The sequence below is a fragment of the Brevundimonas aurifodinae genome (genome assembly GCF_040195595.1).
Classification (GTDB): domain Bacteria; phylum Pseudomonadota; class Alphaproteobacteria; order Caulobacterales; family Caulobacteraceae; genus Brevundimonas; species Brevundimonas aurifodinae.
In genome coordinates this window covers 34,300-51,654 of record NZ_JBEGDD010000015.1, presented here as the reverse complement: position 1 = coordinate 51,654, position 17,355 = coordinate 34,300, and the positions used below count along the sequence as shown (strand labels likewise).

Sequence of the window (17,355 nt, the reverse complement as noted above, 5' to 3'; positions counted from 1 at the left end):
GACGCGCTGACTCGCTCCGACCTCACGCTGGTGCCAGCGTCGACGGTGGGATCAGCTTGGCCAGTTTGCGTAGGTTCTGGGCCGTCGCTGCGAGGAGGAACTCGTCTTTGGCGCCGTTGGGCCCTCTGAGGCGCAGGCGATCCAGCTTCAGGATGCGCTTGAGGTGGGCGAAGAGCATCTCGACCTTCTTCCGCTCACGCCTGGAGACGACGTAGGCGTCGGTCTTGGCGATGTCGCGGGCGAAGTCCCGTGCGCCCTCATGGATGGAGCGGGTCACCTTGCGCATCGGGGTGTTTGGGCAGCAGCGGGACTTGAGGGTGCAGGCCTGACAGTCGGCCTTGCTGGCGCGGTAGCGCAGCGTGTCGTCAGGTGGCGCACCCGTTCGCGGCGTCGAGAAGGTCCGGCGCCCATGCACGAGGGTCTTGCCGCCCGGGCAACGGTACAGGTCCGCGCCGTGGTCGTAGACGAAGTCGCTGCGCGAGAAGGTGCCGTCGATCCGTTCGGATTTGTCGATCACTGGAATGTGGGGCTCGATCCCCTGGTCGTGGACCAGCCAGTCGAGCATCTCCGCTGATCCATATGCGCTGTCGGCTGCCAGCCGCGCAGGCCACAGGTCATGATCCTCGCGTGCTCGCTCGATCATGGTGCGGGCCGCCGTCAACTCGGCTTGCCGCACCGCCGTGGACGGCTCGACGTCGACGATGATCGCGTGGTCCAGATCGATCAGGTAGTTGGTCGCATAGGCGAAGAAGGCCAGGCCCTTGTTCGCCCCGGTCCAGCGCGAAGCAGGGTCTGCCGGGGAGATGAACTTGGGCGTCACCGGCGTGGCTCCGCCGAAGGCCGCATCGTCCAGCACGGCCAGATACTCGTCGATGGCACGGCTGGTGGCCTCGGGCGGCAGACCCTCTTCACCGGGCACGCACCGCTGGCGATTGCAGTCGGCCTTGATCAGGCTGGCATCGACCGCAAAGCCCTCGCCGCCCACGAGGCCCTCGGCGATACAGCGGCGCAGCACCGTCGCGAACAGCTCGCGAAGCAGGTCGCTCTCGCGGAAGCGACCGTGGCGGTTCTTGGAGAAGGTCGAATGATCCGGCACGTCGCCGTCCAGACCCAGGCGGCAAAACCAGCGATAGGCCAGGTTGAGGTGTACCTCCTCGCAAAGCCGACGCTCGGACCGAATGCCGAAGCAGTAGCCCACCAGCAGCATCCGGATCAGCAGTTCCGGATCGACCGATGGCCGGCCGATGGTGCTGTAGAACGGCGCAAGATGCGCCCTCAGCCCATCCAGCTCCACGAAGCGGTCGATGGCCCGCAGCAAGTGGTCGCCTGGCACGTGCCGATCCAGCGAAAACTCATAGAACAGGGCCGATTGATCGACCCGCCGTTCGCCCATCATCACTGCACCTCTGGCCTCAACGACCTGAGTGAATCAGCGCATCGCCCTCATGCCAATTGCTGCGGGCCGCCTTTTTCAACGAAATCGGTCGAAAGACGACCCTCCCATCAGGCCGAAAGGCCGCCACGGCCAGCGAGAGCCTCAAGCCGACATCGGAATATGCGCTAACACTGGCGGCCCTTGCCAGACAGGCCCGTGGCCGAGGTTTGAGCACGGCCAGAACCGTTTAGTCGGCACTCGACCCCGTCGATATCGATGCTTGGTCAAGCTGTTTCCACGACGGGTCTCAGCCGGTCTGCGCCCGGAAGATATTCGGTCCTAGGAGCCCTCCTGGGATTCGGAAGACCACCCCCTTTGTCTAGGCACGGGCGAGAACTCGGCTGACCTGAGTAGCACTCCACGCGGTGCTGCCCGATGGCGTCCTAATCCCCCTGGCCTCTAGCGAGCCGGCGATGTCACGAAGAGATATTGCCCCGGCTCGCTTCGCAGCTTCGATGTAAGTAAGGACATCGTGTGCGGTCGTATCGGCCCGGGTCTGACGGGCCAGGGTGGCAGCTCGGGCGGTTTCGTGGTTGCCGCGGCGAAGGGAAGGATTTCCCAGCCGTGTTCCCCGTTCCTTGGCTGCTGCCAGGGCCGCTTTTGTGCGCTGGCTGATCAATCCAGCTTCCAATTCGGCAACGGCCGCAAGTTGGGTGAGCATGAACTTCCCAACGGGCCCAGGAGGCACGGAGGGCATGTCGCAGAAGATAACGCCGGCATCTCCAGCGCCTTCGACGACGGTGAGCAGGAAGCGAGCGTTTCGCGCCAGCCGGTCGAGCTTCGCTATCAGGAGAACGGCCCGCTCCGATCGACAAGCTGCCAACGCTGCCGCCAGCTGGGGTCGGTCATTTCGCTTGCCGCTTTCAACTTCGACGTATTGGCCGACGATCAGTCCGCCGTGGTCGGCCGCGTATTTTGAAACGGTTTCAAATTGCGCTTCCAAGCCCAGGCCAGACCGACCCTGCTTGTCGGTGCTGACACGGGCGTAGACGATGAACCTGGTTTCACTGGACATGTTACGTTTCCAAACGACCGTTTGATGAAACGATACACTAAGTAACGAGGAAGTCTACCATTCATCCATATCAATTAACGGGTCATCATCCTTGTTACGGGCCGGCTTGCCGTTCGGATAGTAGTTTATAACGGCTCGCCGCCAACTTATCCGGAGTTTCCTGGCTAACTGTTGGAAGGGAGTAATGTGCCCAAGTTCGGCTAAGAGCGCGTCGCGATAAGACTGATCGTGGCCAGGGCCAGCCGAGTCGAACCCTTGCAAATCAGCTAAGAACGCGTCCCTCCGTTCTGTGATCTCAAGATCAGCAAACTCTATCCGAGAAATCGATCTCCGTTCCTTACGATACAACGCTTCCCAATCCCGCTGGACCTCCGGCATGTCAGGGAACAACGTTGGCCAAGGGTCGAACTCGCGCGGATCGATCCCAAACACCGTTCGGTCGTGGGTGTCTTGCTTGCCAGCTATAATCTCTCTGTCTGACCAGCCATCGCGCTTCCGCTTACGCATGGTGTCAGGCTTCTGGCGGGTGCGCTCAGCCCACACCGTGATCGGCTGTCTGTCTCCGTATAGTTCAAGCCAAACCGTCGTCCGACGGTTATTGGCCTGACCTCGCTTGGTTTGCCACTTTACCAGACCGGGTCCGTAGGTCGGGTTTGCCCAGTCTAACCGATCGATGGACAGGTCTGGCCTCGGACGGGGGCCCACATGACGGAGGAAATCTCGGAACTTACGAAACTCTGGCGCGACGATGGCTCCCTCGGTCACCCGTCGGCGCATCATTGCCTTGTGATTCTCCGCCGTCGCCGGATACGTGTGGCGCAAGTCCATTGCTGACATCGTCTCGAGGTCTGCATGGAAGTCCCGACCACGGCCCTCAGCTTCGTTCTCCGGCATGTACCTATCGATTTTCCAAACGCGCGATGGAGATTAGATAGGAACGCGATCGCGCCTTTCACAATTCTAGATGGTCGATATTCAAGCCTGGGTATTCCACCTTTGCAATATCCGACGCCAGGTCTGCGGGACGCAGGCCGTGGCCATATCCCCGACGGGCACTTGACGGCGTTGCCCATCCGCCGAGAGCATCACTGCGTTCGGGTGAGATGTCGGCCCGACGCATGGCGTCCGCAAAGTTGTGACGCAGGGAATGAAACACGACACCTTTCCGTGTAATTCCCAACTCCCGCTGGAGCCGAGCGAACCATTTGGAGAAGGCATTGGTCGCCGAGCCATGCTTGTCCCTAGTCAGTTCCGGGAACATGGGAACGGCCGTGGCCTCCATCGGACTGCCAGAAGCGAAGCCTAGTGCGACCAACGTTGGATGGAGCGGCACCAGGCGGACGTCATTCTTCTTGGTCTGCTGCCCTCGAGAGGCGTTTGACGCCACTCTAAGGACCATGACCCCGTCATCGCTGAACACGTCGTCGGTGAAGAGCTGACATGCCTCGTTCATCCGAAGGCCCTGGAATAAGGCCAACAGTGGAACCCAATATCGGCCTCGCTTAGGTCGGCTGGTACCTGGCGCGTTCCAGTGTCTTTCGTCATCAACGCAACCCGCGAACACCGGGGCTGAGAAGAGCAGATTTAGCTCGGCCACCGTCCAAGCCGGACGCTGAGAACGGGTTCCGGCGCTTCCCAGCGTGAGTTGCCGAGCTGGGTTGGACTGGATCAGTTGCTCCCGCTCAGCAAAGTTGAAGAAGGCCGTCACCCAGATCAGCTGATTGTCGATAGTTTTCGGGCTTAGCCGGTCTTCGCCATTGGCCCTGGCCAGCTTTGCCGCTTCGATTAGCGTCGCGCCTCGATAACGCTGAGCGACCCTGGGAGGGAGGTCCATAAGAACTGAGCGCACGCGCTGAAGATCCGACCGTTTCACCTGTTCCGCACGGGTATCGGCTCCGCATACCTCTAGGAGGAGTTTTTTCGCCGGAGCGTACGCACTGTCTTTTGTTTTCTGTCGGACGCTCGCTCTCCGTGGGTCGGCCTCGAAGCGAGCGACTAGTTCGGCGACAGTGACCACGTCGGCCGACAACGCTGCGCTGGCTTGACCGGTGACCCTCTGGGAAATTGAAACGGTTTCAAATCCAGTGGGCCGATGGGCGAACGGTGCACGCTTTCCACAAAGACGGACGAAGTGTCGCTTCAGATGCTCCAGCTGAGCGTTGTTTAGGGCCTGGCACAGAGACCAAAAGGCGGCTGAGCCTCGTTCGATCTGGAAGCCAGTCTCTTGGATTATCTGGTTGGCCGCCACCTGAACATGACGCCACTCGGTGTCTGGATTCGCATAGTGGTCAGCTTCGCGTTCGATCTCATCAAGGGCGGTCGCTAAGTCGGAAGGCCAGGACGAGGCAAGAGCGATGCCGTCAGCCCGTTCGAGGTCTGCCAGCCGGGCTTCTGAAGCCATACGGATGAAGGCATCGACACCCGTTTGGAGCCCAAGTCCGTTAGTCACCGCCTGAACTCCAGGCCCGCCAAGCCCGGCCCGTGCACGCTCAAGCTGACGCTCTACCTCTGCATGAAGTTCAGCATACCTGCGCTTCGCCTCGGCGAAGCTTAAGGTCTTAAGTGAGACGACAAACTCTGCTCGGTTCAACGCCGGTCGAAGCTCGGCCGGGACTGCCCGCCGGTAATAGAAGGCGTACTTTCGACGCTGCAGGTGGGGTGGCTTGGCCACGTCTTCCATAGCTCCACTGTACGGTGGTTTTGTACCACCTGGAAGCCGGAAACCCCTTGTTTGCCAGTATCTTTCGCCTAATCAGGAGGTTGAAAGGGCGGTGGCGGAGAGGGTGGGATTCGAACCCACGGTACCCGTAAAGGCACGCCGCATTTCGAGTGCGGTACATTCGACCACTCTGCCACCTCTCCGCGGGGCCGTAGACGCTCGGTCGAAAGCGAGCGGCTTCTCTAATGGCACGGCCTGACCATCGCAAGCCGGAATCTCGGTTCCGGTGACGCCGGCCCTCAGCGCAGGGCGGGCAGGGCCAGACCCGGGGCCTGACCGTCCGCATTGGTCGTGCCGGTATAGCGAAACAGCTCGGCCGGGCGGCCGCCCGTGCCAGTCGACAGCCGGCCGGTGGGGGCCACCAGACCGGTGCGCTCGACCCCGCGTCTGAAGTTCTGTTTGTGCAGGCTCAGGCCCACGACCGCCTCGGCCGCCGTCTGCAGGGCCGACAGGGTGAAGGTGTCCGACGTCAGCTCGAACAGCACCGGCCGGTAGCGCAGCTTGCTGCGGAGCCGCCCCAGCCCCGTCGCCAGGATGCGGCGGTGGTCGGACGCCATGCTGCGGTCGCCGAGCGGCAGGGGGGTCGCATCGTCGCGATCGCGCGCCGCCTCGGCCACCAACCCGGCCTCGTAGAGGAGCTCGAACCGTTCCAGCACCCGGGCCTCGTCCCAGCGGTGGGTCGGGCCGGCGGGGAACAGGGCCTCGACGCGCGACAGACGGCGCGGGTCGTCGGCCGCCCACGGGACCAGGGCCGCGCGGATGGCCGTCGCGGCGGCGTCGCCGGTGCCGCGCCGGTCCTCCCACGGGAACAGGTCCAGCACCGGGGTCCAGCGCGCGCCGGGCGGGGTCATGTCGACGGCGTCTGCGGTCAGGGCCAGATAGCCGACCGAAATCTCACGGCGCTGGTCGGGCCCGGGCGTGGCGCGCGGCGCATCGCGCCCCGCGTCGCCGAAGGTATAGAGCTGCTCGACGAAGCCCAGGCCGAAGCCGGTCTGGGCCGTCACGAAGTCCCGGAGCGCCAGCTCGAAGGTGCGGTCGCGGGCGGGGTCGAACGGGCCCGACGGCAGGGCCAGCGCGCCCTCGGCGGTCTGGGTGGTCAGGACGCAGAGCCGGCCGGAGTGGAGCGCCATGACCACGGCCGACAGGCCGATGCGCACGCCGTGTTCCCCGCCCCAGCTCACGGCCTACTCCGTATGCCAGGCGTCGGGCCCGGGCAGGACGCCGATAGCCTCGGACAGCACGCGGTAGCGTTCGACATAGCGGGCCTGGGCCTGGGCCGGGGGCAGGGGGTCGATGACCAGGTCGTATGCCGGTGGCGGAGCCCCGAAGAAGCCCAGGGCCTCGGCCTCGTTGAACCCCGCCAGTTGCGTCGCCTCGAAGAAGGCGCAGGCCTTGTCGGCCGACTTGATCAGCTTCTTGATCGGGACCGGCGTCTTGGGCGGCAGGCCGAAGCGGACGTGGATCGCGTCCTCCAGCCGCGCCTCGAACGCCTTGTAGCTGACGCCGAGCGCCGCCTTGAACGGCGAGATCATGTCGCCGATGACGTATTCGGACGCGTCGTGCAGCAGGGCTGCCAGCCGCCATTTGGGCTCCAGCCCTGGTTTGATGTGGGCCGCGATCTCCTCGACGATGCAGGAATGCTGGGCCACCGAAAAGGCATGCTCGCCGGTCGTCTGGCCGTTCCAGCGGGCGACACGGGCCAGGCCGTGGGCGATGTCCTCGATCTCGATGTCGAACGGCGAGGGGTCCAGCAGGTCCAGCCGGCGGCCCGACAGCATCCTCTGCCAGGCGCGCGGCGCGGGCTTGCGACTGGCGCGGGCGCGTGAGGAGGGGCGAATGGGCGTGGCGTCCAAGGCGGTGATCCTGTCGGGCGGCAGGTCAGGTGACCCATCCGGCCGCGCGGATCAAGCGCGACGGGCCTATTCGCCGACGTTCAGCGTCACCAGATCCTTGGCCGAGTCGAACACGCCGTCACTGTCGCGGTCCTTGGCCCGCACGGTCGCGACGACGATCGGGCCGCCCTCGGGGCCGCGCGCCTCGAAGCCGACCAGACGCCAACCTTCCTCGGCCGGGCGGTTGTCGGTCAGGATATAGGTGGTCCGCACGGTGTCGCCGGGCGCCCGGGTGCGGATCTCGGCGGCGTCGTCGCGGGCCTGGACGCTGACGCTCTCGTCGTCGGAACGGACATCGACGGTCTGGTTGGCGTCATCGGCCTGGATGGAGAAATTGCCGAACCGGACATTGGCTGTGTCGCCCTCAGCCTCGACGGTCAGGCCGGGCAGGCGGACGTCGGCGCGCTCGCCCTCGGCCTCGATCGACAGCCCCGGCATCCGGACGCTGGCGCGATCACCGGAGGCGGCGGATGCCTCGGCCCGGGCGCTGTCGGCCTGGGCCGAAGCGGCGTCGGCTTCGGCGCGCGCCTCGGAGGCCTCCTGCGCGGCGGCGAGCGCGGCCGCGGTATGAGGCATCGAACGGGACAGTTCCTGCTCGAAACGGTCCAGGACGCCGTCTGCGTTCTCGTCGTCCAGCTTGATCAGATGCAGGGACACCTCGGCGCCCCGCGGGCCCGAATAGACGCAGACGTCGCCACCGGCGTGGGCCGAGCCCTTGCGGGTCAGGACGCCGATCGTCTCGGGGCACTGGAGGGTCTCGATGACCTTCAGCACGCCCTTGGCCTCCGTCTCGCTGGTCGTCGACGAGATGCGCACGGAGTTGTCGCCGTCGCAGGCGGCCACCATCAGGGCGGCGATACAGAGAGGGGTGGCGGCGACGAGACGCATTCTGGCGGTCCTTTCGCCCTTCATTTCGAACAAAAACACCATCTGTTCCAGTGAAATCGCGGTAACCGGGCTGACGATATCTGTTCGCAGGGTGTTCAGAACGCGGCGTTTCTACGCTCGCTCTAGCCGCCCGGCCGCGCGCCCTCGCGTCGATTGAGGAAGGCCAGCCGTTCGAACAGATGAACGTCCTGCTCGTTCTTCAACAGGGCCCCGTGAAGCGGCGGGATCAGCTTGTTGGGCGAGGTCTCGCGCAGGGTCTCGGGCTGGACGTCGTCGACCATCAGCAGCTTCAGCCAGTCCAGCAGTTCGGAGGTCGAAGGCTTCTTCTTCAGGCCCGGCGTGTCGCGGATCTCGTAGAAGGTCTTCAGCGCGGCCGCGACCAGGCGCGGCTTGATGCCCGGGAAGTGGACCTCGACGATCGCCTTCATGGTCCCGTCGTCGGGGAAGCGGATGTAGTGGAAGAAGCAGCGACGCAGGAAGGCGTCGGGCAGTTCCTTCTCGTTGTTGGAGGTGATGACGACCACCGGGCGGACGGCGGCGGTGATCGTCTCGCCCGTCTCCTGGACGAAGAACTCCATCCGGTCGAGTTCCTGAAGCAGGTCGTTCGGGAACTCGATGTCGGCCTTGTCGATCTCGTCGATCAGCAGAACGGGACGCACGGGGCTGGTGAAGGCCTCCCAAAGCTTGCCGGGCTTCAGATAGTTGCGGACGTCATGGACCCGCTCGTCGCCCAACTGGCTGTCGCGCAGGCGGCTGACGGCGTCGTATTCATAAAGGCCGTTGTGGGCCTTGGTGGTCGACTTGATGTGCCAGGTGATGAGGGGCGCGTTCAGGGCCTTGGCCATCTCGTAGGCCAGGACGGTCTTGCCGGTGCCGGGCTCGCCCTTGATCAGCAGGGGCCGTTCCAGGGCCACGGCGGCATTGACCGCGATCTTCAGGTCCTGGGTGGCGATATAGTTCGAGGTGCCTTCGAACCGGTCGGTCGGCCGCGTCATCGTCTGCTCCGGAGATGTCCAGGCACGCCTAAGGCCTGATCCGGAAAAGTGTGAGCGGTTTTCCGGTCGGATCAGGCCCCAGGAAACCGCTGGACCTTGATTCACAGCATCGGCGGAATCGCGAAGCGATTCCTCCTCAGCTGATCAAGGTCTAGCCGATGACGCGGCCGGTTAACAACGATCAGTTTGTCGCCGGCTCAGGTGATGCGCTTGGCCGAAACCGGATCGCTGGCGGGGAAGGTCTCCTCCACCCCTTCGTCGACCAGGGCCTCCTGGCGGTCTTCGGCGTCCGTCTTCTCGGTCAGGTGGTCGTGCTTGCCTTCGCCCAGAGGCGCGGCCTTGCGGGCGTGGTCGCCATCGACGTCGTGGTCGTCCTTGCCCGCGCTGCGGTCGGTGGTCTCGTCGAACGTGTTCGGATCGGTCATTTGTCGTCTCCGTCGGGCGCATAGCCCAGGTCTTCGATGTCGTCGTCGGACAGGCGTTTGGCTTCCCAGTGGGCCGCGCTGGCCTGTGCGCCCTTCACGTCTTCCATCAGGCCGGAATAGACGAGTTCGATCTCTCCCTGGCCGGGCTCGTCGACCCCCAGGTCCTGATCGCTCACCCGGGCCGCATCCGCTCCGAACAGGGGGTCGGCCTCCGGTTCGACGCCGTCGAGTGACAGGTCGTTGTCGAGGTCCTGCTCGTCCTCGTCGAAAGCCTCCTCATCCGCGTCGCCTTCGGCGGAGGTGACGTCCAGGACGTCGGGCATGTCCTCGAAGGTCTTGTACTCGTTGGTCACGCCGCCGCTCTCGCTGGCGTCGGCGTTGTCTTCGTCGAACAGCTCGGATTGATCCTGCTCGTCGGCGGAGCTTTCGATATCGGGCATGGTCGCCTCCCTGTGTGGGAAGGCAACGCGCCGCCATCAGCCGACGTTCCCGGTCTCCGCCTCCAGCGCCGCTCGCATCGCCGCGATGGCCCGGGGCCAACCGTCGAAGCCGCCGGTCGCGAAGGTCCGCGTTTGTGGATAGAAGGGATAGCGGTCGGTCCCCAGCAGGTGCCAGTCATCCGGCGCGTGGATCAGCCAGGTCCGGGCCCCCACGGCCGCCGCGATATTGGTCCCCGCGATGCCCGGCCCGATCACCAGATCAAGCGCGCAGGACAGGGCCGCCAGATCGTCCAGATCGTCCTTCAGGTTCATCGGCGGCGTCCAGATGCGCACACCGGCCGCCTCGGCCGCCGCCAGGTCCTCGGACACGTCGCCGCACTGCAGGTTCACCATGACACAGCCGGGCGCGGTCAGCACCGGCTTCCACCGCTCGAAGCTGGAGAAGTAGCGCGCGCGGACCCCGGTCAGGATCAGGCTCTTCCAGTGCAGCCCGACCTTGAAACCCGGTCCCAACGCCTCCAGCTCGCCCTTCCACCGCGCCACCTTCTCCGGATCGGGCGTCAGATAGCCGTCGCGGTCGGGGAAGGCCGACAACTCGCCGCGATACTGGGCCAGCAGCGCCGCCATCGGGACCCAGGCGTCCGCCTTGCCGTCTCGCTCCGCGACCTCCTCCATAAAGGGGCAGTAGCGGTGCAGTCGGCCCTCGATCCGTACCGCGCGGTGGCCGCCGACGACCGCCGTGGGAAAGCTGCGCTGATACAGGTCGATCAGCCGGGGCTCGACCGCGATGAAGACCTTGCCTTCGGGACCGACGGCCTGGATCACATCGGGCAGGCAGGTGCCGAACACCATCTCGTCGGCGATGCCCTGTTCACCGACGACCAACAGGCGCTTGCCGCGGATGTCCTGCGTCGTCGGGTCCCAACGCGGGGCGTCGACCACTACCCGCATGGCCTCGGGCATTTCTGGATCCAGCCGGACCTCATAGTCCTCGAAGCCTTCCTTCAGCCGCCCCATGCCCATCAGCAGCATGGCCCGCGCCATCCGCATCATGGCCGTCTCATAGGGCGTCTCCGCCCCCGGCAAGGCCTGATCGAGGTCGGCGAGGGCGCGCTCGGGCTCGCCCAGCGGCTGGAGCACATTCGCGCGATTGTAGCGGGCCTTGGCAAAGCCTTCATCCAGCCTCAGCGCCTCGTCGAAAAAGGGCAGGCTTTCGCCCATCCGCCCCTGGTCCGACAGGACGGTGCCGAGCGTGTTCCACAGGGTCGGGCTGGTCGGCTCGATGCCGATCAGGTCGCGCAGCCGGTCGATCGCCTCGTCATAGCGTTTCTGGTCGCGCAGCACGCAGGCCAGGTTGTTGGTGCCCTCGATATGTCCCGGCTCCACCGACAGGAACTTCAGCAACAGCTTCTCGGCGATGTCCAGGTGCCCCAGCCGCTGGGCCAGGCGCGCCAGGTCGTGGGCGATGTTGGCGTCTTCGGGCAGGATGCGCAGGGCCGCATCATAGGCGTTCAGCGCCTCGGACAGGGCTCCGGCCTTCTCGCGCGCGATGGCCAGAACGTGCCAGGCCAGGCCGTTGCGCTCGTCCGTCTGAAGGATGGCCAGGGCCCGTCTGGACGCCGCCTGATAATCGCCGACGCGGATCGAGGCGACCGCGGCCTTCAACTGCTCTACGGCCTTCTTCTGGGCCTTGGCATTAGGCCCGCGCGTGTCGGCCAGGGCATGCGACAGCCGCCGGATCGCGGCCGGAGAGGCGGCGTCGCCCGCCGTCCCCTGGGCCATCGGCATGTGACCGAGCGCGATCTCCGAGGGCGTCGCGTCTTCGGCGGTGGCGATCATGGACATGGGACTGACTCAACGGACGGCTGCGGGCGAGCCCAGCTTGGCCATCATTGCCAGAACACATGGTTAACCACGGCCGTTTAACGTCTCTCAGTCACCGCACGGCTAGTCAGGACCGTGGGTGTCGCGAGGAGGGCCCGCCGATGCCGCTGAAGCTGTCGTTGAAACCCGGCGAGAAATTCGTCCTGAACGGGGCCGTCGTGCAGAACGGCGACCGTCGCGGGGTGCTGATCCTTCAGAACAAGGCCTCGGTCCTGCGCGAGAAGGACATCATGCAGCTGGCGGAGGTCACGACCCCGGCCAAGCGCATCTATTTCCCCGTCATGATGATGTATCTGGACGAGACCTCGGCCCCCAAGGTCTATGACGAGTTCGTCACCCGGCTGACCGAATTCATGAGCGCGACGCGCAATCCCGCCGTGATGGCCGACTGTGTGGCGACATCCAAGCACGTCATGGCGCGCGAATACTACAAGGCGCTGATGAGCGCCCGGAAGATCGTCGACTACGAGGAAAGCCTGACCTGATGCTTTCGGCCTATTCCCAGGCATCGACGCGCACCGAGACCCCGCGCGAGATGGAATACCGCCTGTTCGGCCAGGTGACCCGCGCCCTGATGCACGCCGCCTCGGTCGACCCGTCCGATGTGAAGACGCGGATCGACGCCCTCGACTGGAACCGCCGCCTCTGGTCGGTGCTCGCCACCGACTGCGCCGATCCCTCGAACCAGCTGAACAACCCGGTGCGGGCCCAGATCATCTCGCTGAGTCTGTTCGTGGGCCGGCATTCCTCGGCCGTCATGCGTGGCGAGGAAGGCTTCGAACCGTTGATCGATATCAACAGGGCCGTGATGCAGGGCCTCGCCCCCCAGGGCGGGCAGCAGGCGGCCTGACTAGGCACGGTCTGGAACTGCCGGCGAGAAATTGCCGACCCGCCTCCAGATCCCAAGGACTTTCCTAATCCTTTCAATCGGATCGGCCCGGCCCGGTCCTTGCGTGTGCGCGCGCAGGACCAGAACCGGTTCAACGGCCAGAAGGCCGTATCCCCCGACCAGAATGGAAGGACTGTCTCATGGCCAACTCGGTCAACACCAACCTCGGCGCGCTCATCGCGCTGCAGAACCTGAACGCCACCAACGTCGAACTGGCGGCCACCCAGACCCGGATCAACACCGGAAAAAAGGTGGCCACAGCCAAGGACAACGGGGCCATCTGGGCCATCGCCCAGGGTCAACGGGCCGATATCGGCGCCCTGGGGGCGGTCAAATCATCGCTCGACCGCGGCATATCGGCGGTCGACGTCAGCCTGGCGGCCGGCGAGAGCGTCTCTGACCTCTTGCTGCAGTTGAAGGAGAAGGCGCTGGCGGCCACGGATCGGTCGCTGCAGACGGCGGCTCGGGCCGCCCTGAACGAGGACTTCAAGGCCATTCGCGACCAGATCACGACCGTGACCAACAACGCCGAATTCAACGGGGTCAACCTGCTTGAGACCGGCGCGACCGGTTTCGCGGCCCTGGCCAACGCGGCGGGCACGGCCTCCATCACGGTCCAGGCGGAAGTCCTGGCCCTGGGGTCCGCGAACGTCACCGTCACGGCGACCACGACCATCGGCACCTCGACCCTGGCGACCACCGCCCTGGGTCTGGTGAACGCCTCCATCGACCTGGTCTCGGGCGCGCTCGCGCGGCTGGGCACCAAGGCGAAGGCCCTGGAGACCCATCGCACCTTCGTCGGGAAACTGACGGACGCGCTGGAATCCGGGGTGGGCAATCTGGTGGACGCCGACCTGGCGAAGGAGAGCGCCAAGCTCCAGTCGCTGCAGACCAAGCAGCAGCTCGGGGTCCAGGCGTTGGGCATCGCCAACCAGTCGCCGCAGATCCTTCTGTCGTTGTTCCGGCAGTAAGCGTAGGGACGCCCGGGGTTCGCCCCGGGCGTTCTTGTTTGTGGCGCTATCGCTCGGCTCGCGGAGCCTCGCTGCTTGAGCGCGGGGTTGGGGCGCTACCGCTCGGCTCGCGGAGCCTCGCTGCTTGAGCGCGGGATGGGGGCGCTATCGCTCGGCTCGCGGAGCCTCGCTGCTTGAGCGCCGGGTTGTGGCGCTATCGCTCGCGACGCGGTCGCCCGCTGCTTGAGCGCGGGGAGGGCCGATCACGAAGTCGGCATGGGGGCTTTGCGAAGCGACCGAAGCACCCCTACCTTCGCCGTCCCTGTTCAACAGTCGAAAGGAGGTGATCCAGTGATCTCATTGTCCCATACCCGTGCGGTGACCGGTTGCTGGTCCTCTGGCGAGGTCCGGGTCTGAATCCTTTCAGACAAGGCTAAGGTCGACCGTATCGCGGTCAGACAATGAGGGCCGTCGGAGCGATCCGGCGGCCCTTTTTGCCGGGAGCGCCCCGCGCGCCAACGCTCGTGATGCGGTCGCTCGCCGCTCGAGCGCGGGGTCGGGGCGCTGCCGCGCGGCTCGCGGCTTGCGCGCATCAGCCGCCGAACAGGGCGACGACCCACTGCCAGGCGGATTGCCACATGCCCGTGCTGGCCAGGAACAGGCGCGAGATCAGCTCCCACGCCACCCAGACGAAGACGCCGAACCCCGCGACTCCGACCCAGGCGACGCCGATCGCCACGCCGTCGCGCTGCATCAAGCCGAAGCCGAACAGGGCGATGAACAGGGACGGGAACAGGTTCGCGCCGAACAGGGGCAGCATGACCAGGATGCTCAGGATCGACGCCGTAACCCCGATCAGAACCTCAGCCGCTTCGCTCGACATGAAGCCGAGCCGGGGCTTCGACAGGCGCTCGATGATGCCCAGAGGCTTTCTGACCCGCGCCACCACCCCCCGGAAATTCTCGCGCGGCAGGCTGGAGCGCAGGGCCCATTTCGGCATCCAGAGTTGATCCCGCCGAAACGCCACCTGAAGGCAGATCAGCAGCATGGGCGCGCCCAGAACGGTCGTCGATCCGGGGATGGGCGAGGCGATGGCGTTGACCAGGCCGAAGAACACCATCAGCGCACCGAAGCCGCGCTCGCCGAAGGCGTTGACCAGTTCGCCCAGATACAGCTTTTCGTCTTCCTTGGCCCCGATGTCTTCCAGCACCCGCGAGAAGGGCCGGACGTCGCTCTGGTAGTCGTAGTCGGGCATCTGCGACGGGTCCGGAAGGGCTTTATGCTCGTGATCTAGGCCCGAGCCGAGCCTGCCGCCACTTAACATTCCGACAGACGACGACACCGTGACATCGGCCGGTGGATCGCTTCAATCTTCGACGTGCTCGGGCTTGCCCTTGTGTTTGGTGGCGGCGAACTCCTCGAGCTGCTTTTCGCTCATCGTTTCGACCATCGACTTCGACGCACCCTTGAGCTTGGACTTGGGCGTCTCGCCGCGCTTGGCCGAAAGGGCGGCGCCGGCGGCTTTCTGTTGGGCGGCGGACTTGGCGGGCATGGTGTGGTCTCCTTCCACCGGATGAAAGTCCCGATAGCCGGTCCGCGTTCCGCGGCTAGCGGGGCCTGACCGCGTTCGGAGCGATGCCGAAGCGGCGACGGAAGGCATGGGTGAAGCTGGTCGGATGCTCATAGCCCGCCTGCCACGCGACCTGTTTGATGGGCCGACCTCCCTGCCTTAACTCCGCGAATGCCCGGTCGAGTCTGGCGTTGAGCACGGCTTGGAACAGGGTGACGCCGAACGCCTCCCGATAGGCGCGATTCAGTCGCCGGACGCCCATGCCCGAGAGTTCGGAAAGGGCCGACATGGACCGCGCTTGTTGACCGCCCCGCTCGATCAGAGCTCGCACCTGTTCGAGTCGATCCGCGAGATCGTCGATCGCCGGTCCTGACCGGTCATCGGCTTCGAACGGTCGAAGGCTCTGCCAGACCGCATTGAGAACTCTTGCTTCAAGCGCAAGCCGACCGACGGACTTCCGCTGCAGGAGATGCATCAGTTCCACCAGGTTCCGGTAGCTCACATCTCCGAGGGTGGCGGCATTGGCGAGGCGATCGCGCCAGCCGCCACCCTTCGCGTCGCCCAGCCAGTCGTTGAGGCGATGCTCGGAAATGTCGATGCTCAGAACCGAAACCGGCTCGGTCGAGGTGATGGTCCACGCCGCGTCCTGGCCATCCGCCTGGATCACCGCCACCCGGCGTTCTGGCAAAGGTCGCTCTCGCGAGCGCTCGGTGAAGACGCAGCGCCCACGCGTGATGACCTGCAGATGTAGCCGGGGCCCAGCGTCGTCGGGAGCGGCGAACGTCGTGTCGCGGGCGCAGGCTCCCGAGGCGCGACATACGGCCAAGCCTTCCCCGAACGTCACTCTCTCGCACACCATGCCCTGGTCGAGATCATGCGTCATGATGCGCCCGTCGAGGGGCGCCTGATAACGCGCGTCGCGCGCCGCGTCCGACACGGGCGGGTCCAGATGCGTCATCGGCACTCCGGGCCAGTCTGAAATCACAGGTCTTGGCAGGATAGCACAGGTTTTTGCGGTGGCCTCGCGCGGCCGGATTGAGAACCCTGCCACAGGTGTCCGGTGTTGCGGCGTGGGAGGTCTGTATGAATGTTCTGAAGGGCTTGGCGCTTGGGGCTGCGGCACTCCTCTTCGTCGTCGGTTCTCCGGCCTCGGCCCAGAATCTCGGGCGGATGCTCGGCGACACAGTCGAACGGGCGGTCACTGGCGAGATCCGCAGCCGCGTCGACCGGGAAGCCCGCAGGATCACGCGCTGCGCCATGGGCGATAGCCGGTGCCGACGCGAGGCGGAACGCCGGGGAGACGAGGTCGTCGTCGATGATGAGCCCACCCAAGCGATGGGCACGCAAGGCGATCACCGGCTCATCACGCCCTATGCGGGCTCGCGCCTGCGCGAGCGCGAGGACGTCGGCTACGCCAGCTATCCCCGGATCGTCGGCTTCCAGCGCGGCGACATCGCGCTTGAGACCGTCGAGGGCGAGTTGACGCGGCTGACCTACGACAATCCGGCGGGTCGCTCCCCGCTCGAGATCGTCCGCAACTACCAGCGCGCCCTGGAGGATCAGGGGTTCCGGACCGACTGGGAGTGCGGATCGCGCGCCGCCTGTGGCAGCACCGCCCGGCACGGCGGCGGACGCGGCTGGAACGGGGTCAACGGCATGAACCTGGGGGTCGGGTCCAGCGTCCACTACCTGACTGGGCGGTTGACCCAAGGCGACGCCCAGACCTTCGTCTCGATCGGCGCGACGCCTCAGCAGACCCGCGTCCACATCGTCGAGGCCACCCGGATGCAGACGGGCCAGGTCTCCGTCGACGCCACGGCCCTGGCGGGTGAGCTCGATCGCACGGGTCGCGTCACGCTCGAGGGCGTCTATTTCGACACAGGTCAGGACACGCTGCGGCCGGAGTCCGACGCCGCCCTGCACCAGGTCGGCTTGTTGATGCGAGATCAGCCGGGCCTGCGTCTAACGGTGGAGGGCCATACCGACTCCACCGGTTCCGCAGAGGTCAACCGGACCCTGTCCCAGCGTCGGGCCGACCGGGTGCGCGACGCCATCGTCACCCGCTATGGCGTCGCGGCCGAACGGCTGGGTGCGATTGGCTATGGCTCGTCTCGGCCGGTGGCCGACAACGGGACGGAGCAGGGGCGCGCCTTGAACCGTCGGGTCGAGCTGGTGCGGCAATGACGGCCCGCCTGATCCTCGACCGTCTGTTGGCCGGCCTGATCGGGGCGATGGCCCTGACAGCGTCGCTGT

The 17,355-nt window shown here is 65.6% G+C and carries 18 protein-coding genes and 1 tRNA gene; 4 read left to right on the top strand and 15 right to left on the bottom strand.

The window, feature by feature from the left end; translation table 11 throughout:
• Positions 1–22: 22 nt before the first annotated feature.
• The 12 genes from ABN401_RS15155 to ABN401_RS15100 form a co-directional block, all read right to left on the bottom strand.
• Positions 23–1,396: a transposase gene (locus ABN401_RS15155; RefSeq protein WP_349685703.1), complete on the bottom strand. Its 1,374-nt coding sequence runs from the start codon at positions 1,394–1,396 to the stop codon at positions 23–25.
• A gap of 358 nt (positions 1,397–1,754) precedes the next feature.
• Positions 1,755–2,450, bottom strand: coding sequence for a recombinase family protein (locus ABN401_RS15150; RefSeq protein WP_349685702.1), 696 nt, complete (start codon positions 2,448–2,450; stop codon positions 1,755–1,757).
• Between the two features lie 54 nt (positions 2,451–2,504).
• Entirely contained in the window at positions 2,505–3,344 is an 840-nt protein-coding gene (locus ABN401_RS15145) for a hypothetical protein (protein WP_349685701.1), read from the bottom strand.
• A 58-nt stretch (positions 3,345–3,402) separates the two neighbouring features.
• Entirely contained in the window at positions 3,403–5,130 is a 1,728-nt protein-coding gene (locus tag ABN401_RS15140; protein WP_349685700.1) for a site-specific integrase, read from the bottom strand.
• 92 nt (positions 5,131–5,222) lie between these two features.
• A tRNA-Ser gene (locus tag ABN401_RS15135) sits at positions 5,223–5,312 on the bottom strand.
• Between the two features lie 96 nt (positions 5,313–5,408).
• The gene (locus tag ABN401_RS15130) at positions 5,409–6,350 is read right to left on the bottom strand and encodes an NUDIX hydrolase (protein ID WP_349685699.1); all 942 of its coding nucleotides are present in this window, start codon (positions 6,348–6,350) and stop codon (positions 5,409–5,411) included.
• Between the two features lie 3 nt (positions 6,351–6,353).
• Positions 6,354–6,947 (bottom strand): HD domain-containing protein, encoded by a 594-nt coding sequence (locus ABN401_RS15125; RefSeq protein WP_349685705.1) that lies wholly within the window; start codon positions 6,945–6,947, stop codon positions 6,354–6,356.
• Positions 6,948–7,088: 141 nt separating this feature from the next.
• Complete coding sequence (locus tag ABN401_RS15120; RefSeq protein ID WP_349685698.1) at positions 7,089–7,949, bottom strand: methyltransferase type 11; 861 nt, start codon at positions 7,947–7,949, stop codon at positions 7,089–7,091.
• A gap of 122 nt (positions 7,950–8,071) precedes the next feature.
• Positions 8,072–8,944 carry an AAA family ATPase gene (locus tag ABN401_RS15115; RefSeq protein WP_349685697.1) on the bottom strand — a complete coding sequence of 291 codons (873 nt, stop codon included), beginning with the start codon at positions 8,942–8,944 and terminating at the stop codon, positions 8,072–8,074.
• 197 nt (positions 8,945–9,141) lie between these two features.
• A complete protein-coding gene (locus ABN401_RS15110) occupies positions 9,142–9,369 on the bottom strand; it encodes a hypothetical protein (protein WP_349685696.1) in 228 nt (75 codons plus the stop codon).
• Complete coding sequence (locus ABN401_RS15105; RefSeq protein WP_349685695.1) at positions 9,366–9,809, bottom strand: hypothetical protein; 444 nt, start codon at positions 9,807–9,809, stop codon at positions 9,366–9,368. Before ABN401_RS15105 ends, ABN401_RS15110 begins: the two co-directional genes overlap by 4 nt.
• A gap of 36 nt (positions 9,810–9,845) precedes the next feature.
• Complete coding sequence (locus ABN401_RS15100; protein ID WP_349685694.1) at positions 9,846–11,654, bottom strand: tetratricopeptide repeat protein; 1,809 nt, start codon at positions 11,652–11,654, stop codon at positions 9,846–9,848.
• Between the two features lie 140 nt (positions 11,655–11,794).
• On the opposite strand from ABN401_RS15100, the gene flbT reads away from it, so the two are divergent.
• From flbT to ABN401_RS15085, 3 genes are all read left to right on the top strand, one after another.
• Positions 11,795–12,178 carry a flagellar biosynthesis repressor FlbT gene (flbT, locus tag ABN401_RS15095; protein WP_349685693.1) on the top strand — a complete coding sequence of 128 codons (384 nt, stop codon included), beginning with the start codon at positions 11,795–11,797 and terminating at the stop codon, positions 12,176–12,178.
• Positions 12,175–12,543: a flagellar biosynthesis regulator FlaF gene (gene flaF, locus ABN401_RS15090; RefSeq protein ID WP_349685704.1), complete on the top strand. Its 369-nt coding sequence runs from the start codon at positions 12,175–12,177 to the stop codon at positions 12,541–12,543. Before flbT ends, flaF begins: the two co-directional genes overlap by 4 nt.
• A 179-nt stretch (positions 12,544–12,722) precedes the next feature.
• Positions 12,723–13,553 carry a flagellin gene (locus ABN401_RS15085; RefSeq protein WP_349685692.1) on the top strand — a complete coding sequence of 277 codons (831 nt, stop codon included), beginning with the start codon at positions 12,723–12,725 and terminating at the stop codon, positions 13,551–13,553.
• Between the two features lie 571 nt (positions 13,554–14,124).
• Here ABN401_RS15085 and ABN401_RS15080 read toward each other — a convergent pair.
• The 3 genes from ABN401_RS15080 to ABN401_RS15070 all read right to left on the bottom strand — a co-directional run bounded on the left by ABN401_RS15080 (position 14,125) and on the right by ABN401_RS15070 (position 16,060).
• Positions 14,125–14,787, bottom strand: coding sequence for an exopolysaccharide biosynthesis protein (locus ABN401_RS15080; protein ID WP_349685691.1), 663 nt, complete (start codon positions 14,785–14,787; stop codon positions 14,125–14,127).
• Positions 14,788–14,898: 111 nt separating this feature from the next.
• On the bottom strand, positions 14,899–15,084 hold the full coding sequence (locus tag ABN401_RS15075) for a DUF3008 family protein (protein WP_349685690.1): 186 nt from the start codon (positions 15,082–15,084) through the stop codon (positions 14,899–14,901).
• Between the two features lie 55 nt (positions 15,085–15,139).
• On the bottom strand, positions 15,140–16,060 hold the full coding sequence (locus ABN401_RS15070; protein WP_349685689.1) for an AraC family transcriptional regulator: 921 nt from the start codon (positions 16,058–16,060) through the stop codon (positions 15,140–15,142).
• 125 nt (positions 16,061–16,185) lie between these two features.
• Between ABN401_RS15070 and ABN401_RS15065 the strand changes: the two genes are divergently transcribed.
• A complete protein-coding gene (locus tag ABN401_RS15065) occupies positions 16,186–17,286 on the top strand; it encodes an OmpA family protein (RefSeq protein ID WP_349685688.1) in 1,101 nt (366 codons plus the stop codon).
• Positions 17,287–17,355: the final 69 nt, after the last annotated feature.